Here is a 19,992-nt window from a genome sequence, read left to right as displayed (position 1 = left end):
TCATCATAAATATATTTTATCTTTAGCTATCGCATAGCAAATTACATCACTATGCGATTACACTTCCCTTTGCGATTAATTTTCTCTATAAAGATCATTTCCTTTAACCCATCCCTCCTATCAAAGACAAAAAACCACACATAACAATTACATAAGAAGAAAAACCAAAATAGATGTATTTAAAGGGAACTTTCCCATAAAGAATTAATGGTTGAGCAGTTATATTTTCCATATATGGTCATACCTATTATTTAACATTTTAATTAAACGTTACGCTTAGCTAGTAATCAATTGAACTATCATTTTTTAGTTACTGGTTATTAGCTATAACATATTATTCATTAAGTAACTGTACACTTCAAATTTAAGGTAAATACAGTCACTTAACAAAGGGTAATATTGTGGATTAAAAGCTCATGTTGTAACTGATACCAGTATGGTGATCATTGTTTTCATCGTAACGATATGTCGCTTCAACAAACTGATTTGGCGCTAATTTGAAACCTAAATTGGTTTCAATAGATAAATCACGGTAACTCTCTTTACCGCCGACTTTCTGTTTTTGATCATTAAAGCTATAAGTGTATTCTGGTGTGACATCAAGCCAAACGACACTAGTGAATGCGTAGGTCATGGTCAGTGCTGCATTAGCTAAATAACTTGTGTTTGTCGACAAATCATTGGTATTAAAGCCTAGCCCCATTGATGGAGAAAGGCTGAAGTTAGAGTCAATAGAGGTTGTTTTTATGGCATTAAAAAACACCGTATGTGAGTTTTTGCTTGTATCCTTGTAATCGGTATCCCATAGGTAATCCAACTGAAGAGCGGCATCGCTATCACTATTCGCTAATGTCGCAATAAAATTATGTTGGTAGAAATCATTAGAACCAATGTATTCAAACATGGTTGAACCATTGTTTAGATCCTGGCTTGCAGCAATGCCCGCTGTAAAACCATCACTATCATAACCTAGGTTCGCATAAGAGTAAGTCGACACTGGGTTTGAAAAGTCGATATTCTGGTTTGCATTCGCAACAGCTGAAAAAGTTAAAGGTAAAATAGCAGAGATAGTTAATACAATTTTTTTCATAATTTGTTCCTTAATATTTAATGTCGAGTAAATTGTACCTAACCAGCTATTGTTTACGACGAATTACAGAAATTCAAAATAGAGCTCACTGTAAATTATTAATAAACATACATTCGATAAAATGAGCACACTACTATTTTAAATTTTCAATAACATCCCAAATGGTCACCAATAGAAAATCTAAGATCTAAGATCTAAGATCTAAGATCATATTTGGTACATTAGACGAACGATGATGAATAATTCCTTTGGCACAAAAAAGGCTCCAATATAGGAGCCATAAGTTTTCAATTAGCTATTAGCTATTAGCTATTAGCTATAAACGATGAGATATTAACTATGAATAGGATTACCGCCTTCATCTAACAAAGGAGCTTTGGGCTTATAATGCTCAGAAGACAAACCGATCCTTTCCGGTATTGCTGTACCGATCACTAATGAAGACCAAGTGCCCACAATAATCCCAGCGAACAATGCAAACGCAAACCCACTTAATGTACCGCCTGCGATAAGGCCAATACTGCTTACCGTCAATAACGTGGTTCCAGACGTTACTAGAGTCCTAAACAATGACGATCGTATCGCTTGATCCGTAGATTCACTGGTACTCTGATTCGGTCTACGGGTCAGGTACTCACGAATTCGGTCTCCGATAACAATAGAGTCATTGAGCGAGTAACCCACAACAGCAAGCAATGCAGCAAGAGCGGTGAGATTAAATTCAATCGAAAACACCACAAACAATGCTAAAACCACCAGCACATCATGCAGTAGAGCAACAATCGCGCCCAGAGCTAATCGCCATTCAAAACGCACAGTTAAGTAAAACATAATGGCGATAGACGCAACAATCAGGGCTAAACCACCTTGCTCAAATAATTGCTCACCCACCTGCGCGCCAACAACTGAGCTCGACACTAGATTAAGCGGATGGCCTAGCTCCAACTCTACAGCTCTTAACCACTGCAACAACTCCAATTCACCCGTTCCGCCAATAGGAAACTGTAACTGCCAAGTTTGGTAGGTAACATCGGGCACTAGATTGGGTAATTCATCAAATACCGTATTCAAAGCTGATTGCATCGCTTCCAAGCTCACCGGGACATCAGCATTGACGACATGAGAGATACCACCGGTAAACTCAAGCCCAAGTGTAAACCCTTTGGTCGATATCAGGACAATTGATATAAACATCAACCCAAGTGAAACCAATAAACCGTTCCACCTTACTTTTGACCACTGGATATCAGCGACTCGTTGGTTAAGCTTTGTCATTGTCATGCCCCCAAAGTTTTGTCATCCACATTTGGCTATAGAGTAATCCCGTAAACATACTGGTTAAAAGTCCAATCCCTAGCGTTATTGCAAAGCCCTTCACGGCACCATAACCAATCGCAAACAGAATAATCGCAGTGATCAACGACGTAAGGTTTGCGTCAATAATCGTACTTCTGGCCTCTTTATAACCTCTCGGTATCGCACTCGCTAGCGATCTTCCTGAACGCATTTCTTCTTTGATTCGTTCAAACACTAGAACGTTAGTATCAACCGCCATGCCCATGGTGAGTACAAGGCCCGCAATACCCGGCAAAGTAAGCGTTGCTCCCGGTATCAATGATAAGAAACCCACAATCATGACAATGTTGGTGATAAGCGCGGCACAAGCTATAACACCGAACTTTCGGTACAAAACCAGCATCGACACAAATGTCAGAGCTAAACCTACCATCACCGCGAGCAAACCCTTTTGGATATTTTCTTCACCTAGGCTTGGACCAATCACTTGCTCATCAATAATGGTCACAGGTACGGTCAATGACCCAGAGCGTAGAATTAGCGCAAGGTCTTGTGCATCGGAAATTTGCCCGATACCCGTTATTCTAAAACGACTTCCTAATTGGCTTTGGATCGTAGCAATGTTGATCACTTCATGGCGTTGAACAAGTTGGTTGTTATGATCTTGATGATATTCGCTGTATAAGGTCGCCATAGGCTTACCGATGTTACTACGTGAGAAGTCAGACATTTTGCTGCCTCCCGCACTGCTCAACACTAGGTTCACTTCAGGTTGTCCAAACTCACCAACCGATGCGGATGCACCAATAATGTACTCTCCCGTTAACACCGGTTGCCTAGACAAGCGTACAGATTCCCCATCACGCGTAGTATGAGTCTGTGCAGCTTGGCTTGAATCAACAACCGTATGAAAAGAGATCGTCGCCGTCGCACCAATAACACGCTTCGCAACTTGAGGATCTTGAACGCCCGGAAGCTCTATCAATATACGGTCAGCCCCCTGACGCTGGGTGACGGCCTCAGTGATACCTAAACTTTCAATACGCTGGCGCATAATATTTAGGGTTTGCTGCATAGCGAGGCTTGCCTGCTCTTCTTTAATGCTTTCATCAAGCGTAAAACGTAATACGTTGCCGTTTACACTGATTTTCCATTCAGAAAACTGTGAACGCATGTGGTCGGTTACGCTTTGAATACTGTTTGAATCACGACTACTTAAATTAGTAATAATGATCGAGAATCCATTGTTATCTATGTCAGCAATTCGACTGCGAACCCCTTCTGCATGAGCCACGTGGCGAGCATTAGTCGATGTCGCTTCTACCAAACTTCTCACGCTATCATCTATTTCAACTTGCAGCATGAACTGCACGCCACCACGAAGATCTAATCCAAGGTTAATGGGTGTTAGCCCTACTTGGCTAAATAGCTGAGGTGCTGCACTGACGAATGAAAAATGAGAATGAGCTAACGGAAACGCCAATGACAATACCTGTTGTGCTTCTCGCTGTTCTTTTTTACTTTCAAAGATTAATGTAGTTTCGTCTTGTTGGTTCTCAACACCTAACGGAGTTATCTGATTTTTAACTAATGTGCTTAGCAAAGGCTCAATGGGTAATGAGCTATCAGCGTGATTAAGAACCAATGCAGGCTTTTCGCCAAAAAAGCTCGGTATGGCGCTAATCAATAAGAGAATTAGCAGGAAATAGGCAAATATTTTTTTCATGTTATCTACCCTATAAATACACATACTTCACGAGATAAAAGCTACCTTCTGGGGCTTGTAACCAGTTAGTAGCGTTCACATCACCAGGTCGGTACTTCGATATTTTGATCAGTAAGCTGCCATCGAGTTCTCGATGAAAATTCATGTTGTCGATATTGGTAATCAATTGCTGACCACCATCTGCTACCTCGTCACTTTGCCCATCCATGATAACAATCGACCACAAATCGCTTTCGGCTTCTTCCTTTGTAATTCGATACGTCAGAGATTGGTTATTACTGATTTGTTTGACATCACTCGTCGCTTCAATTTGAGGTTCACTGTCATAAATGAGCTTGGCGATTGCAGACACGTCCTCCAACATTGAGCTCGAAGACCATGCAAAACTTGAGAAAAAGCCGCTTACAAGAAGAGAGAATAACAAAAGATATTTATTGATATTTTTCATTGGGTTGACAACTGTTGATTGATGCTACTTAGATTCTTTTTTGAACCTATCTCCTTTGCTGCATTAGGTTTCCTTTCCTAGAAAACCATGAATGCAGTGATCATAAATAACCAACAGTGTCCTGAATATGGTTTACAGAAATTCAAATATGACTTGAGAGATTCACATTTGAATTTCTCTAATTCTTTGAGTCTTTAAGTGAAGTTAAGCAAACTCAATTCAAACGACATTGAGTTAAAAATTAACGTCTAATGCCAACTCAACATTTTCATTTTGGCTGATTATTTAAATCCCGAGGAATCGATAGCATGAAATTCAATATTATTTATCTCAATGATCGACGCTATAAGATCTACGATATCGGAGAGGGCCAAAGTGTGATGTTTATTTTCCACAGAGAGAAAAGCATGGCCGATTTAGAAGATATTGTAAGATTGAAGCTAAAAAAGCATCAACGAGTGATCATTGTCGATCTCAGTGATGATTTCCCTAGTGATATTTCAAAAGTGACTGAGGCAAATTGCCAAGCATTGATTGAAGATCTTCACCTACTTGCAGATATTTACTGGCTTGACGACGTAGCAGTAGAAAGCGATTACATTAACAAACCAATGATCGCAACGTTGTCGACCCTGTTAGGTAACAGGTGCGTTGCTTTGACTACGTTATAATTGTGTCAAGGGGGAGGCTTGTCATGTTAGCCACGCGAGAGCAGCACGGGTTACAACAAACGGTTCTTATACTGTTCTGGCGTTTGGTTCGCGTAACGTTTGAACATGGTGATAAAAGGGCTTGCTTGGTTGTAACCCAATGTGAGAGCGACTTCCTTGACCGATTGCCCGTTTCTTAACAAATCCATTGAGTATAGGTAGCGCACTCGCAGTCGCCACTCGGTAAAGCTCATTCCAAGCTCCGTCTGGCAGTGGCGAGAAAGAGTTCTTTCCGTGGTGTGGACACGTTCAGCCCAGTCTTTCAGTGTCACTTCATCGGTTGGGTTTTCTTCAACAGAAGCCAATATTGGTGCTAGGTACTTATTGTCTGTTGAAGGCAAGAAGTGGTGTTCAACCTCACGCTGCGCAAGTTGGTCAAGCAGTACCTGAACGAGCCTTTGATCTTGCTCTGTTTCCGCAACATTTATTCCACGCTCGCGAAAGTCCTCGATGATCGAAGACACAATGGGCGTGATCTTTATAAGACTGGTTTTTTCTGGCAGGTGTTGCGTGAGTTCTGGCGCGATATTTAGCGAGCAGTAGTCCAGAGGCTTACGGTTATAACTGCAATGCATCACCCCGGCTGGTACCCAAATCGCCAAATGCGGTGGTGCTAGAAATCGGGTGCTTTCCGCTTCCATCTCTAATATACCACCACTGATCAATTGAACCTGTCCCCATGAGTGGCTATGAACTCGGGTTTCAGTGTTCGAAAGAAACGCTTCAAAATTCATAAATACGTTGGATGGTGCCTTATCAATTGATAAGGATGGGTGAAGGTTTCTGGAGTGTTTTTTCAAACTTGTCTTCCTATCGCGCCTGATGTCTTTCTAAAGATACTTGTAAGTATAACGACCTGTCAAACTAGCCGCATCAACTCATTTGCGACGGAATTCACATGCATTATCTCTTACCATTTTTTACAGTCTGTATCTGGGGCGCCAATGCAATCGTCAACAAGCTTGCTGCAAGCACCATAGAGCCTAGCGCGATGAGTTTTTACCGCTGGTTTTTTGCGATGTTAATTCTCACGCCTTTCTGTATTCGCCCGGTGATGAAGCAGTGGGCTGTCATTAAGCCAAACCTATCGAAATTAGCGTTCCTCGGCTTTTTGGGCATGGTGTTGAACCAATCTCTAGGTTACTACGCAGGCTTAACCACAACCGCTTCCAACATGGCATTGATCACGTCTTTAGTCCCGTTGATCAGTGTGTTTCTAAGCGTTCCTTTGTTGCATAAGTCCATTTCTAGTTTGAGTATCGTGGGTGGTGTGTTGTCACTGTCAGGCTTAGCTCTGATGTTAGGTAAAGGCGATCCTTTGTTCTTCATCCATCAAGAATTGACTCAAGGCGATGGCTATATGCTGATTGCGGCCTTTGTTTATGCTTCTTACTGTGTGCTCTTGAAACGCTGGAAAATGCCAATCAGTAGCTGGGTGGTGATTTACATCCAGGGTCTGTTTGCTGTCGCGATGCTTACGCCACTTTGGCTTACCAGCGAACAACTTTTACCACCGCAACAAGCGATCCCATTGATTGCTTACGCCGCGGTTGCCGCTTCGATTTTAGCACCTTGGATGTGGGTGAAGGCGATTGACACCATTGGTGCTGACTCAAGCGCGATGTTCATGAACTTACTTCCGGTTGTTGCGATCGTATTAGCCGCTACATGGCTTGGTGAAGAGATTAACCAGTTCCACATCATTGGTGGTGTGATGGTGATTTCAGGCGTCATCCTTGCTCAAATCAAAAGGAAGCCAAGGCTTGAGGCACCTCTCCCTCAGCAAAACTAAACGCATGGGACAACGCTCATATTAGGGCAAATACTCAAACTCACTATTTTCACAGTGCCTACTCCTAAAGTAGGCACTGTTGTTTTATTTACAAGTCTTTAAAATGCTTTTAATAAGCGTTCATTGTGGTTGCAACATGTTAGCGAGTCAGGTTTAATGCATTGAGTACCGTTTAAGTTGTAAAAGGAATTACAATGACTCAACCAACGATCCCTGTGATCATCTCGTCCCTGCTTGCTTTGTCATCTGCTTCAAGCTTTGCTGCCACTGTTCCTGCTGATACACCGTTAGCTGAGGAACAACATTTTGTACGTGGCAACGGTGCAGAGCCCAATACACTGGATCCTAGCTTCGTAAATTCAGGCATGCCCGGTGACATTATCGTCAATGATATGTTTGAAGGCTTTGTGATTGAGAACAGTGACGGGCAGATCATCCCAGGGCAAGCCAAAGAATGGTCTATCAGCAAAGACGGTAAAACCGTGACGTTTGTGTTGAAAGAGAGCCTCAAGTGGTCGAATGGCGAGCCAGTCACAGCATCCGATTTTGTCTTTGGTTGGCAGCGAGCTGTGTCTCCTAAAACAGGTAACAACACGGGTTTTGTTTTTTCAACGGCTAACATCGTGAACGCTAGCGAGATTCTATCAGGAGACAAAGATCCCTCTGAGCTTGGCATCAAAGCATTAGATCAGCGCACGGTTGAAATTTCACTTTCAAAACCTACGCCCTACTTTATGAGTTTAATGAGCATCAAGACCTTCTTCCCTTTGCCTGCTAAGTTGGTTCAAGAGAAAGGTGACCAATGGACTCGCGCAGAAAATATCGCAACCAACGGTGCTTACACTTTGAGTAAATGGGTACCCAACGAATACGTTGAGGTCGAGAGGAACCCAAATTATTGGGATGACACATCGACAGTCATTAACAAGGTGACCTATTTAGGCTTATCATCTCAAAATGCCGAGCTTATCCGCTACCAAGCTGGTGAGATCGATATGACCAATCGCGTTCAGCTTGAGTACTACCAGAAATTAATCCAAGAAAGTCCTGAGCAAATCAAAGCGCAAGCTCTATTGGGCTCATATGTTTATTCATTCAATACGCGCCAAGCGCCCTTTGATGACGTCAGAGTTCGTCAAGCACTGAGCATGGCCGTCAATCGTGAGATTCTGGTCGAGAAAGTTACAGGTCAAGGTGAGCCTGAAGCCTACAGCGTGACGCCGAATAATATTCCTGATTACATAGCGCCTTTATCCGAATTCAACTCTTTAGACAGCGCTCAGCGTTTAACAAAAGCCAAAATGCTACTGGAAGCAGCTGGATATAACGAGAACAACCCACTTAAATTCACACTGACATACAACACCAGTGAGAACCACAAGAAAATAGCTATTGCGATTGCATCAATGTGGAAACCACTTGGCGTAAAAGTTGAGTTAGAGAACATGGAATGGAAAGCGTATGTTGCAGCGAAAGGGGCTGGTGATTATCAGATTGCGCGCTCATGGGCGTTTGGTGACTACCCAGAACCTTCTGCATTGCTAGAAGCCTTCACTTGTGACCACACTGCAAATGAGAGTGGTTACTGTAACACCGATTATGATGAGCTCTTACAGCAAGCAAGTAAAACGGAAGAACAATCTAAACGCTTCGCTCTATACCAGCACGCAGAGTCGATACTTAACGAATCAGCAGCAGTTATGCCTTTATATCATTACAATCACACTCGATTAGTGCGAAATACACTAAAAGGTTTCCCCAATAATAATCCGAAAGGAAATATCTACGCGAAGGATCTATACTTTATCCAAGAGTAAAAATGAGCTGAATAACAAATATTTTTAACTACCACTTTAGTGGTAAAGAGGCTAGAATCATTTAACTAAACCAGATAAACAGCGGTTAGTTGGCTAAAACAAAATAAGGTACCGTAATGAGTACCACACGGCTTAGAAACACCTAGCATTACGCTAGGTGTTTTTTTTGCAATCAACCTTTCGAGCAACTTACTCGATAAAGTACACCTCTGTTGATGCATCACCTTTAACGCCTTTAAACGCCAATATTCACCAACTTATCACCTGTTCGAAAAAATAGTCTTAATCGTGAGATTATCCGCTTTAATTTATGTCATCTTAAGTATATTGTTATTAGCAAGTAACAAGCATGTTATGCAGTGCGATAATAATGAAGGAAAATAAATGAGCAGTAGCAATAGCCGACAAGATGGTAAACGAGACGTTACTCTGCGTTTTTTAGCTGAACCCGGGGATGTGAACTTTGGTGGTAAAGTTCATGGTGGTGCAGCAATGAAGTGGATCGATTTAGCAGCCTACGCTTGTTCCGCAGGTTGGAGCGGTAAATACTGTATAACAGCCTATGCAGGCGGAATTAGATTCGTTGCCCCAATTCACGTAGGCAACCTTGTGGAGGTAAGTGCAAAGGTCATATACACAGGTTCATCTTCAATGCATATCGCTATCGACGTTCAAGCCAGCGACCCTAAAGAGCTCAATAACCGCCTAACAACTCACTGTATCGTTATTATGGTCGCTGTCGATGAGAATGGTAATCCGACTAAAGTTCCAGAGTGGATCCCAGAGACGCCAGAAGACATCGAATTACGAGATTCGGCTATTCGTCTAATGAACATGCGAAAACAGATTGGTGAAGAGATGGAAGCGCACGTGAAGTACCTTAAGTAAAGCCCACCAACCGCTCTACCTTACAAAACCTTATTACTATGCCAAGTACCTGCTTGGCATTTGCTTATCTAACCCCTTAGCTCTATGTATCTATACAAGGCACGCCTATGAAAGCGTGATAGCCAGCCAAAGGTTGAAATGAATCGAAGCTGTCTCTCGGATTTATTTTAACTGTAATAAAGTCGTCATTTTGCTCTGTTTAAATACCGCCAATCATAATGGATGTATTTGAATTTCCCGGAGCCACTCTTGAGCGTCACACGCCCCACTCTTAGCGAATCTACACTGAACAATTTAAAGGCTGTTGAGTACCAATGGGTTAGAACTTTGTACGTCGAAGGCTACGACAGCAATGAAATCAACCACTACATCCAAACTTGTTTTGGCGGTGACCAGACGTTTGCGGATCTATTTCGCCGTGTGGCACTCGATCAAGAAAGCATCTATGTGCTGTTGCAGCATCTTGGTTGTGCTCCTTCTAGTAGAGAATTCTAATCCCAACATCTGATTCCCTCTTAGCTTTAAATCGAAACATGCTTCCAAGCAAATCAATAACCGGCAGTGATGATTACTCGCGATACATCAACAGTCGCCTGCCGTTATAGACATTTCCTGTGTAATCTGGCTAATCGTTGCATACAAATCATTGAAGTATCACGCATTGGATTATTAGCAATATATCAATAGATCGACAGCCCCTTATACTGAGTGTCTGATTTGTGAGACTCGTTCATGCCTTCAAGTAAGAGGAATGAGTCAAGAAAAGCGTAGAAGAGAAGTGACTCGAAGCTTTTAATACTAAAGCGCTTATCAGCACAATAACGGTGATGAATACAAGAGTTGACGAGTAACGCTGACACAAAAAACAAAAAGTAGTAGGCATAAAAAAACCCAAGTAAATACCTGGGTTAGAGTTACAAAAACCACTAATCATTAATAGCGTAAGGAACCTGATTAGTAGCCAGCTATGCGTAACCTGAGGGTTATTTTTATTACTGATCGGCGGCCAAACCAAATGATGTAATAAAAATGCCAATATAGAGCGACCTAACGGTCGCTCTTTTTCTTTCTTATAGGGTATAGCTTATCCTTTTACACCACCTGCCGTCAAACCGCCAACTAACCAACGTTGAGCAAGTAAGAACACGATAGTAATCGGAAGTGCTGATAGTACAGCCGCTGCCGCAAAGTCACCCCATAGGTAGTTCTGAGGGTATAGGTATTGCTGCATACCTACTGCTAGTGTGTAAGAGTTCACATCTGTAAGTAGGATAGACGCTACTGGCACTTCACCAACTGTCGCGATGAAAGAGAGGATAAACACAACCGCTAGGATTGGCACAGACAATGGCAGTAGAACCAGTCTGAATGCTTGCCAAGGCGTTGCACCATCCAGTGCTGCCGCCTCTTCCAAAGAGTTATCAATCGTCTCAAAGTAGCCTTTAATAGTCCAAACGTGCAGTGCAATACCACCCAGGTAAGAGAAGATCAGACCGCCATGCGTGTTCAAGCCTAAGAACGGGATGTATTGACCAAGTTTATCGAACAGCGCGTAGATAGCCACTAGAGCAAGTACCGCTGGAAACATTTGGAAAATCATCATCGCTTTCAAGATAGTTTCTTTACCTTTGAAGCGCATACGAGCAAATGCGTAAGCCGATGTTGTAGACAACGCCACAATCAAAATAGACGTAACACCCGCTACTTTAACCGAGTTCCATAACCAAGTTAGAACAGGGAATGGAGGTGGCGTTACCGAGCCATCTGCGTTCGTTACTGAAATTCCCAATGCTAGCTTCCAGTGCTCCAGTGATGGATTGTCTGGAATCAAGCTACCGGTTGCGAAGTTACCTTCACGGAATGAGATCGCGATAATCATCAGTAGTGGGAAGATAATCATTGCCAAAAAGCACCACAACACTGCATGCGTTGCCCACACTCGGTATTTAAGGCCTTTACCTTGTACCATAGCCATTGTCGTGCTCCTTAATCTTGAGACAGTTTAGTGAAACGAAGGTTTAGTAACGCTAGTGCACCAACCAATAGGAAGATAAGCGTTGCGATAGCACTTGCTAGACCGAAGTCTTGACCGCCGCCGCCTTCGAATGCAATTCGGTACGTGTAGCTTACAAGCAAGTCTGTGTAACCCGCTGGTTCAGAAGTACCAATCATGTTCGGGCCACCGTTCGTCAATAGTTGAATCATTACGAAGTTGTTGAAGTTAAAGGCAAACGCTGCAATCAATAGCGGTGTAAGCGGTTTAATCATCAATGGGAACGTAATGCGCTTAAAGTTATCAAGGAAGTTCGCACCATCGATTGCTGACGCTTCGTATAAATCATCAGGAATCGCTTTAAGCAGGCCCATACACAGAATCATCATGTAAGGGAAACCTAGCCATGTGTTAACCATCAACACCATGGTTTTCGCAAGAATCGGGTCTGAGAACCAGTTTGGGCTTAAGCCGAAGATATTCTCGAGCACCATGTTGATCTCACCAAAGCTTTGGTTGAATAGACCCTTAAAGATAAGAATCGAGATGAATGCTGGTACGGCGTAAGGCAGAATCAGTAGAACACGATAGATAGAACGACCTTTCAGCTCTTCCCACTGTACGATGTTTGCAAGCACAAGGCCGATAACCAGTGTGAACGCGACAGTACATACCGAGAAGATAACCGTCCAAATAAAGATGCTGATAAACGGTTCTTTAATGCCGTCATCTTTCCATACACGCTCAAAGTTATTCGTACCAATACTAACCACGAAACCTGGAGAGATGGTATTACCCGTAAACTCACCGTTTGCATCAACAGGCTGGTAGAAACCCACATCCATGTTTGGCTTGAGAACTTCACCCGTTTCATTGTTGATTAACGTTTCTTCATCGTCTTGTAGCGTGTAAAGCGGAGCAACAGAAGCAAACTTACGTAAGCCACTCATGCGGATGTCACCACCGTCCGGTAGATTGAAATCAACACCACTGATCGCTGCTCGGTTTTGGATGATCGCTTTGATCTTCTCTTTTTCACCTTGCGCAGACTCGATGACAGATAGGTCCATCTCTGTTGCTGTCATATTGTCTAGAGAAAATACGTCAGTTGCTAACAGTTGGTCGCCATCTTTTACTACGATCTGGTGACCGTCATCTGTCTTGTACAAAGTAAATGGGTAGCTCTCACCGCTTTGGAAAGAACGGTCTAAAAGAACGGTTTGAGTACGCTCTAGAGAAAGCTGGTTTTTCGCGCTGTAGTTAGTAAACGCAAGCCCTACGGTGTATGCCAATGGGAAAAGAATGAACAAGATCATTCCGGCAATACCTGGGTAAATATAACGGTGGGCGTAAGTTTTTTTACTACCAAAAATGTAAAGTGCCAAAGCCGTTAAGATCACTGTAAGCAGCGCAAAAGCGAGCTCACCGCGAGAATACATTAGAATTGTAGCGTAGCCGTTTATTAAGCCAACGCTACCAAGCAACCCCCATTTGATGAAGACGCTTTTACTGCCTGGAAGGCTTGATGGTGCTGGGATAGCATCTGTACCTTGAACTGACTGCATAGAGGAACCTGCTAGCGATATAGATAAAAAATAGAAAAGTAAGGAGAGGTTACCCCCTCCTTAAAAGGTAGTGCCTGGGTGTTACTTAACCATACGACCTTCAGCAGCTTTTAGTGCTTGGTCTACTGATTGACGGCCGTCAACTACGTTGCCGATCGCTTCTTCCATGCTGTACCAGAATGTTGTGAACTGAGGGATGTTAGGCATGATTTCACCGTTCATCGCGTTGTCCATTGTTGCTGCAATACGAGTATCGCTGTCTAGTTGACGTTGGAAAGAGTTAAGAGCAACAGCGCCTAGTGGCTTGTCGTCGTTCAGGCTCTTCATACCTTCATCTGTTAGTAAGTAGTTTTCCATGAACTCAACAGCTAGGTCGCGGTTTGGAGACGCAGTGCTGATACCACCCGCCCATACACCAACGAAAGGTTTAGACGCTTTGCCGTTGAACTTAGGTAAAGTTGTTACACCGTAATCTACGCCGGCTTTCTTGATGTTTTCCCAACCCCAAGGACCATTAATTGTCATTGCAACGTTACCCGCAACAAATTCAGACTCAGCAACTGAGTAATCCATGTCTGCAGAGATAACTTTGTCTTGTACCATCTTCTCGATGAAACCTAGAGACTTCTGAACACCGTCAGTCGCTACGCCCGCATCTTTAATGTCGTAACCTTCTGCAGTTTGTTTGAATGCGTAACCGCCGTCAGCTGCAAGTAGAGGCCATGTGAAGTAAGCGCCGCCACGTAGAGGCCACATGATCGCTTTTTTGCCATCTTTTTTAAGTTCAGCATCAAGTGCTGGGATTTCTTCCCAAGACTTAGGCGGGTTAGGAACAAGCGCTTTGTTATAAATTAGAGAAACTGACTCAACCGCTACAGGGTATGCGATTGTTTTACCTTCGTATGAAACAGCGTCCCATGCGAAGTCTACGATACCTTCTTTAGTTTCTTTAGAAGGTTTGATATCAACAAGAAGTCCCGCTTCTGCATAGCCGCCAAAACGGTCATGTGCGTAGAAGATCATATCTGGGCCATCGCCAGCTGCTGCTACTTGAGGGAATTTCTCTTCTAGCTTGTCAGGGAAAGCGACGGTTACTTTAACACCAGTATCTTCTTCGAAGCGTTTACCTACTTCAGCCATGCCTTCATAAGCTTTGTCACCACCTACCCAGATTGTTAGTTGTCCTTCTTCGATAGCAGCATTTGCACCAAAAGAACCCAGAGCAACTATTGTACCTAGAGCTACAGCGCTTAGAGCGTTTTTCATGTGAATATCCTTTTTATATTTATACGTAGGGCACATCTACCAAGACGAGCCAGTTTTCGGAGGTTATGATCTGAGAAAACAGACCCTAGCTCATCATCCTAGCCACTACGCCCTAGCTATTATGGCTTAAATTCGTGATCGCCATCCGGTCAGATTAGAGACTGCAATCACAAAACGCATAGTCATCGTGATCAACATCACCGTTATGTGGTGGATTTATTTGAACTGGATCGCCAATTATTAATAACCCTGTATATCTACTCCTCCCCTCCTACTCCCCCTAGTTAATTTTCCATTAGGAGGATGTACCCTTACGCCATTTCACCGAAACTGCATTCATCCAAGAGTGGATAGTAAGAACCCTTTACCGGCAAGTGTTATGCGTTGACGCATTATTCATTTAGTTGGCTTCACTGCCCGCTGGTGTCTTATTATTAGCATCGAGCTAAATCTGTGATTGAATCACGGGGGAGGTTTAGCTGGATGTGGGGGAAATGGGCATCAGTTTGGCTATGACGGGTGGGCTTGGTTAAAGAAGCCAAGTCTCACCCACTTTTTTCTTACTCACTCAATACTTACCAATTCCTACAGTTACTGCTGACCCAAAAATTTCTTATAATGATAAGCAGTAAAACTTAAAATTTGATCGATCGAGGACAAGCTAGATGGCGAGTGTCACGTTAAAAAACGTTTATAAATCATATGGTGATGTACAGATTTCTAAGGACGTAACCTTAGACATCAACGAAGGTGAATTCGTAGTATTCGTAGGACCATCAGGTTGTGGTAAATCGACGCTATTACGTTGTATCGCAGGTCTAGAAGACATTACGTCTGGTGATTTGTACATTGGCGACCAGCGCATGAATGACGTTGAACCGTCAAAGCGTGGTGTGGGTATGGTATTCCAATCATACGCGCTTTACCCTCACCTTAACCTATACGACAACATGTCTTTCGGTCTGAAGCTAGCAAACGCAAATAAAGCTGAGATCGACAAACGCGTTGAACATGCTGCAGAAATCCTTCAGCTTGGTCACCTTCTTGAGCGCCAACCTAAAGCGCTTTCTGGTGGTCAGCGTCAACGTGTTGCGATTGGTCGTACTCTGGTTTCTCAACCAAACGTATTCCTACTTGATGAGCCTCTATCAAACCTAGATGCTGCACTACGTGTTCAAATGCGTTCGCAAATCACCAAGCTACAGCGTCAACTGGGTTGTACCATGATCTACGTTACCCACGACCAAGTGGAAGCGATGACAATGGCGGATAAGATCGTTGTTCTTGATGGTGGTTATGTATCTCAAGTCGGTAAGCCGCTTGACCTTTACCACTACCCTCAAAACCGTTTCGTTGCTGGCTTTATTGGTTCACCGAAGATGAACTTCATGTCGGTACACATTGAGCAAGCTGAAGCAGAGCGCGTATTGGTACAGCTTTCTAACGGTATGACTTTCTGGATTCCTGTTGACGGGACGACGGTTAATGCTGGCGATCGTATGTCGCTGGGTATTCGCCCTGAACACTTGATGTCTGCTGAAGCAGGTGACGCGACAATTGAAGCTGAAGTGATGATGGTTGAGAAGCTAGGTAACGAAACTCAGGTTTACCTAAACCTTGAAAGTGCCGATGCTGACGTTATCTATCGCCAGCCAGACACGTTAACAATCGAATCTGGTGACAAGTTGGCGATTGGTATTCCAGCGCACCGTTGTCACCTATTCCACAGCGATGGCCGCGCATGTCGTCGTTTGTACAAAGAGTATGGCACAGACTAATCGCTTAGCCTTTTAGGATATAACTTGCCCATATCGAATCCCTCTTACTCAGTAAGGGGGATTTTTTATGTGTTGGAGACAATTTTACTTACATTGAATCGTTCGTGAATCAACCATTTTTCTTGAGCTAGCTGCAATAAAAAAGGCCTAGCAACTGCTAGACCTTTATCTGTTAGTCAGGCAATAAACCCAACCGCTAATATCACTTCTTTCAGACAAAAGACCTGCCTAAATCAACTTAATGGATTGGCGTATCACTTGTTTTGTTGAACTGGCCAAAATGCTTTTCTAACACTTCTGGTGTTAGTTTGCCTTCCGCTTCTAGTCGCTTGAACTCAGCAACAATTGCTTTTTGCTCTTCAAGTGATGGCAGTTTCACCTCAGGCTCATCGCCCATCTCTTGAGTCATCTGCTCTAGTTCTTTTTCAAAATCGCTCATGATACTTACCTAAATATTAAACCTAACCAGATTTTACTCATTTACGCTCTGTGATGCTAGAGCGATTAAGTGCAAAGCCCGAAACCAGATCAAGCTAAGGCCAGTTAGAAGAAAACAAGCCCCTAAATAAAAAGAGCTGGATTCACGATTAAATGAATCCAGCTCTTCGTCTGTGTCCCTTTCTAAGCCATGCTACAGCTTAAATGAACCAACCATCTTATCTAGGCGAGAAGAAAGGTCTCGAAGCTCTTGGCTCGCCTCTGCAAGTTGCTCAGCCGTGCCCGTTGTCACTTCATTAATCGCGTTGATCTCTTCAATGTTCTGGTTGATGGTGTGAACAACGGTTGATTGCTCTTCCGTTGCCGTTGCCACTTGTGTGTTACGGTCAGTGATATCAACGATACGATCTGAAATACCCCCCAGCACGTCTACCGCTTCATCCGATGCTGATACACCTTCAAGAGTAATCACTTTACCTGCACTCATTGCCGTTACCGCATCTTTCGCATCGCTTTGTAGTTGGTTGATCATCTTCTGAATTTCTTCCGTTGAATCTGCAGTACGGCTTGCTAAGTTACGTACTTCATCAGCTACAACCGCAAAACCACGACCTTGCTCACCGGCTCGGGCTGCTTCAATCGCTGCGTTCAATGCGAGTAAGTTAGTTTGCTCTGAAATATCACGAATAACACCCAGAATAGAACCGATGTCTTGAGTTGTAGAAGCCAGTTGCTCTACTACCTGACCCGTGCTTTCAATATCTTGCGCCAAACGACTGATCGCGTCTTTTGCTTTGTTCACCACAGAACGGCCTACTTCCGTATTACCTGAAGCTTGAGTTGCCGTTTCTGCTGCGGTTGCCGCGTTCGATGCAATCTCGCTGATTGTCATACCCATTTGGTTGATTGCAGCAACTACTTGAAGCGTTTGGTCACGCTGTTCTTGGCTGTTGTCGTGAGTAATATGCGCTTTATTAGAAACACTCTCTGCTGCCACTTGAAGCGCCTGGCTTGTCGAACACACCTCTTTCATCGACTCGTGAATCTTTTCAATGAATCCGTTGAAGCCCTTTGAAAGCTGTGCAATTTCATCGTTGCCTTTCACTTCGATACGCTGTGCTAGATCGCCATCACCTTCGCCAAGGTCACCGAAACGCTTAGCCAACAGCTTAATCGGCTGGGTGATGCTATTTGCTAGCACTACGCCCATTAGGATAAAGACTAACGCCACAACCGCAGTCATGATCAGCATCTTTTGCGCTGTCTCATCTAGCTCTGCAAATACTTCATTAGTTGGAACAACACCAATAACAAACCAGTCCATTGAGGACACATACAAGCTCGCTACAAACAGCTCTTGGCCTTGGCTTTCAGTAGTAATTAGGTTAAAGCCTGACTTGTTCAGTAACTGGCTTGCTTGAGGGCCGTAAAGTTGTTGAAGTGAAGAATCGCTGCGTGAGCGTTCACGGTGAATTTGAACATCACCTTGGCTATCGGTTAAGAATACGAAGCCTGTATTTTCAATCTTAAAACCATTGAGTAGGTTAACCATGTCATCCATCGACTTTGATAGACCTGACATCGCCAAACCAGAAGGCTGTTGGTAGTTAGCAAACATCTTCACTTCGCCATTAGCTTCTTGGAACATGCTCACCATGGTTGGCTGACCAGATTGAGTAAAGCCAAAGAACCAACCATCTTGTTGTTGGTTTAGCTGACGCAAGAATCCGTTTTGGTTCCAGTAATATGCAGTTTGACGGTTCGCCACTGAGGCATCATTCAACTGATATTGGTTGCGAACATTGTTCAGCTGTTTAACCAGTTTATTTTCTAGTGCCGGATCGCGATCCGTCGATTGGATAGCATCAGAAATAAATTCATTTGAAGCAATTTGCTCCGCCGCTAGTAATAGCTGAGAGACTTCTCGGTCAATTTCACCATTGATTCGCTCCAGCATTCCTGGAAGTTCAATATCGATCAATCGATGACTTAGTACATCTCTTGCTTGCTGTTGCGCCATCGCGCCGACAATAACTGTTGATGCAAGAACCGCGAAGGTAATTCCAAGTACAACTTTTTGCTTGATACTCAGAGAGTTAGTTTTAAACATATTGGGACCTTTAAAAAGAATAGCTCGTTATCGGTATACCCTGAACAGGACTTTTTAGTGCACGCCAACAGCAATGCACAATCTGAGTGATGTATCGGCCACAACCAATAAAACTAGAGACTTTTCTCTCAAAAAATTGCAAATATGATGTAACAACTAAATTATTTAACCTTGGAGTATCATCCATCAGGAAATATGATTATTTAGCTTTATTCAAATTCATTATGCGTGACGCCATATTTACCTAGCTAACCCTTCCAGAATGAATGTATTTAGCTTGTCTTGATTGATGATATCAATACGGCGATAACCTATTTCAATCATGCCTTCCTTCGCTAGCAACTGGAGCGAACGGCTCAGTGTCTGACGGGTACATCGAGATAGATGGGCAAGTTTGTCTTGGGTATACAAGATTGGATTTAACTCATTAGGAGCCCCATTCAAACGGCTTACCAATAGAAGTAATTTAGCTACGCGATAGTCATTTTTGAGAAGCACAGATTCTGTCGTCCACTCCATCAAGAGCCGGAATCGAAAACTGATTTCTCGAATCGCAATCTTATAAAGTTGAGGGTAACGGTCAGCGATAGCTCTCATTTTTTTGACCGGAATGGCGACGACAATCGCATCAGATGAAGAGTAAAAATTGAGATTCGTCGGTTGGTCTTCAAAACACCCTATCCATGTCAGCCAACTGCTCGAACCTAGCATGGCAATGCACGCCTCATCGCCACTTTCACTGTAACTCATCAGTTCAATGTGTCCCTTAACGACAAGTCGCATGGTATCGACAGCGGTATAGGCGGAATTGAGCAATGTTGGAACCTTATAGGTTTCTATTTTTGCGGCTCCAACTATTTCCTCAATAGCCTTCGGGTCTAACTGATTTAGCGTGGGATCATTTCTTAACACCGTCTCCAGCATCGAATGTTGTTCTTCACTACTCATCGTAGGCACGAAACTAGAATGTAAGATTTTACACATTGTTCTCAACTCGCTCCTGATAGCTTGTTAATTAATTGTTACAGATAAATTAACAATTAATCAAATATAAGTATTAGGAAACACCACAAGG

Annotated in this window: 17 protein-coding genes; 6 read left to right on the top strand and 11 right to left on the bottom strand. The window is 43.2% G+C overall.

What is annotated here, in order from left to right:
* Window positions 1-406: 406 nt before the first annotated feature.
* The 4 genes from AB8613_RS19920 to AB8613_RS19905 all read right to left on the bottom strand — a co-directional run bounded on the left by AB8613_RS19920 (window position 407) and on the right by AB8613_RS19905 (window position 4,464).
* Window positions 407-1,090 carry a hypothetical protein gene (locus AB8613_RS19920; protein ID WP_372385746.1) on the bottom strand — a complete coding sequence of 228 codons (684 nt, stop codon included), beginning with the start codon at window positions 1,088-1,090 and terminating at the stop codon, window positions 407-409.
* Between the two features lie 333 nt (window positions 1,091-1,423).
* Complete coding sequence (gene secF, locus AB8613_RS19915; protein ID WP_285953812.1) at window positions 1,424-2,365, bottom strand: protein translocase subunit SecF; 942 nt, start codon at window positions 2,363-2,365, stop codon at window positions 1,424-1,426.
* Window positions 2,352-4,112 carry a protein translocase subunit SecD gene (gene secD, locus AB8613_RS19910; RefSeq protein ID WP_285953813.1) on the bottom strand — a complete coding sequence of 587 codons (1,761 nt, stop codon included), beginning with the start codon at window positions 4,110-4,112 and terminating at the stop codon, window positions 2,352-2,354. Before secD ends, secF begins: the two co-directional genes overlap by 14 nt.
* Window positions 4,113-4,122: 10 nt before the next feature.
* Entirely contained in the window at window positions 4,123-4,464 is a 342-nt protein-coding gene (locus AB8613_RS19905) for a DUF1214 domain-containing protein (RefSeq protein ID WP_186728050.1), read from the bottom strand.
* A 404-nt stretch (window positions 4,465-4,868) separates the two neighbouring features.
* On the opposite strand from AB8613_RS19905, the gene AB8613_RS19900 reads away from it, so the two are divergent.
* Window positions 4,869-5,231, top strand: a complete 363-nt coding sequence (locus tag AB8613_RS19900) for a hypothetical protein (protein ID WP_146490982.1) — start codon at window positions 4,869-4,871, stop codon at window positions 5,229-5,231.
* Window positions 5,232-5,281: 50 nt separating this feature from the next.
* On the opposite strand, the gene AB8613_RS19895 is transcribed toward AB8613_RS19900, so the two are convergent.
* The gene (locus AB8613_RS19895; RefSeq protein ID WP_372385744.1) at window positions 5,282-6,070 is read right to left on the bottom strand and encodes a helix-turn-helix transcriptional regulator; all 789 of its coding nucleotides are present in this window, start codon (window positions 6,068-6,070) and stop codon (window positions 5,282-5,284) included.
* A gap of 98 nt (window positions 6,071-6,168) precedes the next feature.
* Between AB8613_RS19895 and AB8613_RS19890 the strand changes: the two genes are divergently transcribed.
* The 4 genes from AB8613_RS19890 (at window position 6,169) to AB8613_RS19875 (ending at window position 10,262) form a co-directional block, all read left to right on the top strand.
* Window positions 6,169-7,062 (top strand): DMT family transporter, encoded by an 894-nt coding sequence (locus tag AB8613_RS19890; RefSeq protein ID WP_060980583.1) that lies wholly within the window; start codon window positions 6,169-6,171, stop codon window positions 7,060-7,062.
* Window positions 7,063-7,256: 194 nt separating this feature from the next.
* On the top strand, window positions 7,257-8,879 hold the full coding sequence (locus AB8613_RS19885) for a peptide ABC transporter substrate-binding protein (RefSeq protein ID WP_372385742.1): 1,623 nt from the start codon (window positions 7,257-7,259) through the stop codon (window positions 8,877-8,879).
* Between the two features lie 384 nt (window positions 8,880-9,263).
* Window positions 9,264-9,767, top strand: a complete 504-nt coding sequence (locus AB8613_RS19880) for an acyl-CoA thioesterase (RefSeq protein WP_019822926.1) — start codon at window positions 9,264-9,266, stop codon at window positions 9,765-9,767.
* Between the two features lie 222 nt (window positions 9,768-9,989).
* Window positions 9,990-10,262 (top strand): hypothetical protein, encoded by a 273-nt coding sequence (locus tag AB8613_RS19875; RefSeq protein WP_060980586.1) that lies wholly within the window; start codon window positions 9,990-9,992, stop codon window positions 10,260-10,262.
* A 589-nt stretch (window positions 10,263-10,851) separates the two neighbouring features.
* Here the strand turns inward: AB8613_RS19875 and malG are convergent.
* From malG to malE, 3 genes are all read right to left on the bottom strand, one after another.
* Window positions 10,852-11,742 (bottom strand): maltose ABC transporter permease MalG, encoded by an 891-nt coding sequence (malG, locus tag AB8613_RS19870; protein WP_017633186.1) that lies wholly within the window; start codon window positions 11,740-11,742, stop codon window positions 10,852-10,854.
* Between the two features lie 11 nt (window positions 11,743-11,753).
* Window positions 11,754-13,325, bottom strand: coding sequence for a maltose ABC transporter permease MalF (malF, locus tag AB8613_RS19865; RefSeq protein WP_372385740.1), 1,572 nt, complete (start codon window positions 13,323-13,325; stop codon window positions 11,754-11,756).
* A gap of 81 nt (window positions 13,326-13,406) precedes the next feature.
* Window positions 13,407-14,591, bottom strand: coding sequence for a maltose/maltodextrin ABC transporter substrate-binding protein MalE (gene malE / locus AB8613_RS19860; RefSeq protein ID WP_017060048.1), 1,185 nt, complete (start codon window positions 14,589-14,591; stop codon window positions 13,407-13,409).
* Between the two features lie 665 nt (window positions 14,592-15,256).
* On the opposite strand from malE, the gene malK reads away from it, so the two are divergent.
* Window positions 15,257-16,369 (top strand): maltose/maltodextrin ABC transporter ATP-binding protein MalK, encoded by a 1,113-nt coding sequence (gene malK, locus AB8613_RS19855; protein ID WP_108082432.1) that lies wholly within the window; start codon window positions 15,257-15,259, stop codon window positions 16,367-16,369.
* 238 nt (window positions 16,370-16,607) lie between these two features.
* Here the strand turns inward: malK and AB8613_RS19850 are convergent, their stop codons facing one another.
* From AB8613_RS19850 to AB8613_RS19840, 3 genes are all read right to left on the bottom strand, one after another.
* Window positions 16,608-16,808 carry a hypothetical protein gene (locus AB8613_RS19850; protein ID WP_017065689.1) on the bottom strand — a complete coding sequence of 67 codons (201 nt, stop codon included), beginning with the start codon at window positions 16,806-16,808 and terminating at the stop codon, window positions 16,608-16,610.
* 192 nt (window positions 16,809-17,000) lie between these two features.
* Window positions 17,001-18,917, bottom strand: coding sequence for a methyl-accepting chemotaxis protein (locus AB8613_RS19845; RefSeq protein WP_146490986.1), 1,917 nt, complete (start codon window positions 18,915-18,917; stop codon window positions 17,001-17,003).
* Between the two features lie 240 nt (window positions 18,918-19,157).
* Window positions 19,158-19,865, bottom strand: coding sequence for a Crp/Fnr family transcriptional regulator (locus AB8613_RS19840; RefSeq protein WP_372385738.1), 708 nt, complete (start codon window positions 19,863-19,865; stop codon window positions 19,158-19,160).
* Window positions 19,866-19,992 lie beyond the last annotated feature (127 nt).

Source organism: Vibrio sp. BS-M-Sm-2 (assembly GCF_041504345.1).
Classification (GTDB): Bacteria; Pseudomonadota; Gammaproteobacteria; order Enterobacterales; family Vibrionaceae; genus Vibrio; species Vibrio satsumensis.
Note: the sequence above shows the minus strand (reverse complement) of the source record. Positions and strands in the feature narration are given on the sequence as shown.

Coding starts and splice junctions, on each gene's coding strand:
- AB8613_RS19920 (WP_372385746.1), bottom strand. CDS start 1,090: ATGAAAAAAATTGTATTAACTATCTCTGCTATTTTACCTTTAACTTTT.
- secF (WP_285953812.1), bottom strand. CDS start 2,365: ATGACAAAGCTTAACCAACGAGTCGCTGATATCCAGTGGTCAAAAGTA.
- secD (WP_285953813.1), bottom strand. CDS start 4,112: ATGAAAAAAATATTTGCCTATTTCCTGCTAATTCTCTTATTGATTAGC.
- AB8613_RS19900 (WP_146490982.1), top strand. CDS start 4,869: ATGAAATTCAATATTATTTATCTCAATGATCGACGCTATAAGATCTAC.
- AB8613_RS19890 (WP_060980583.1), top strand. CDS start 6,169: ATGCATTATCTCTTACCATTTTTTACAGTCTGTATCTGGGGCGCCAAT.
- AB8613_RS19885 (WP_372385742.1), top strand. CDS start 7,257: ATGACTCAACCAACGATCCCTGTGATCATCTCGTCCCTGCTTGCTTTG.
- AB8613_RS19880 (WP_019822926.1), top strand. CDS start 9,264: ATGAGCAGTAGCAATAGCCGACAAGATGGTAAACGAGACGTTACTCTG.
- AB8613_RS19875 (WP_060980586.1), top strand. CDS start 9,990: ATGTATTTGAATTTCCCGGAGCCACTCTTGAGCGTCACACGCCCCACT.
- malG (WP_017633186.1), bottom strand. CDS start 11,742: ATGGCTATGGTACAAGGTAAAGGCCTTAAATACCGAGTGTGGGCAACG.
- malF (WP_372385740.1), bottom strand. CDS start 13,325: ATGCAGTCAGTTCAAGGTACAGATGCTATCCCAGCACCATCAAGCCTT.
- malE (WP_017060048.1), bottom strand. CDS start 14,591: ATGAAAAACGCTCTAAGCGCTGTAGCTCTAGGTACAATAGTTGCTCTG.
- malK (WP_108082432.1), top strand. CDS start 15,257: ATGGCGAGTGTCACGTTAAAAAACGTTTATAAATCATATGGTGATGTA.
- AB8613_RS19850 (WP_017065689.1), bottom strand. CDS start 16,808: ATGAGCGATTTTGAAAAAGAACTAGAGCAGATGACTCAAGAGATGGGC.
- AB8613_RS19845 (WP_146490986.1), bottom strand. CDS start 18,917: ATGTTTAAAACTAACTCTCTGAGTATCAAGCAAAAAGTTGTACTTGGA.
- AB8613_RS19840 (WP_372385738.1), bottom strand. CDS start 19,865: ATGAGTAGTGAAGAACAACATTCGATGCTGGAGACGGTGTTAAGAAAT.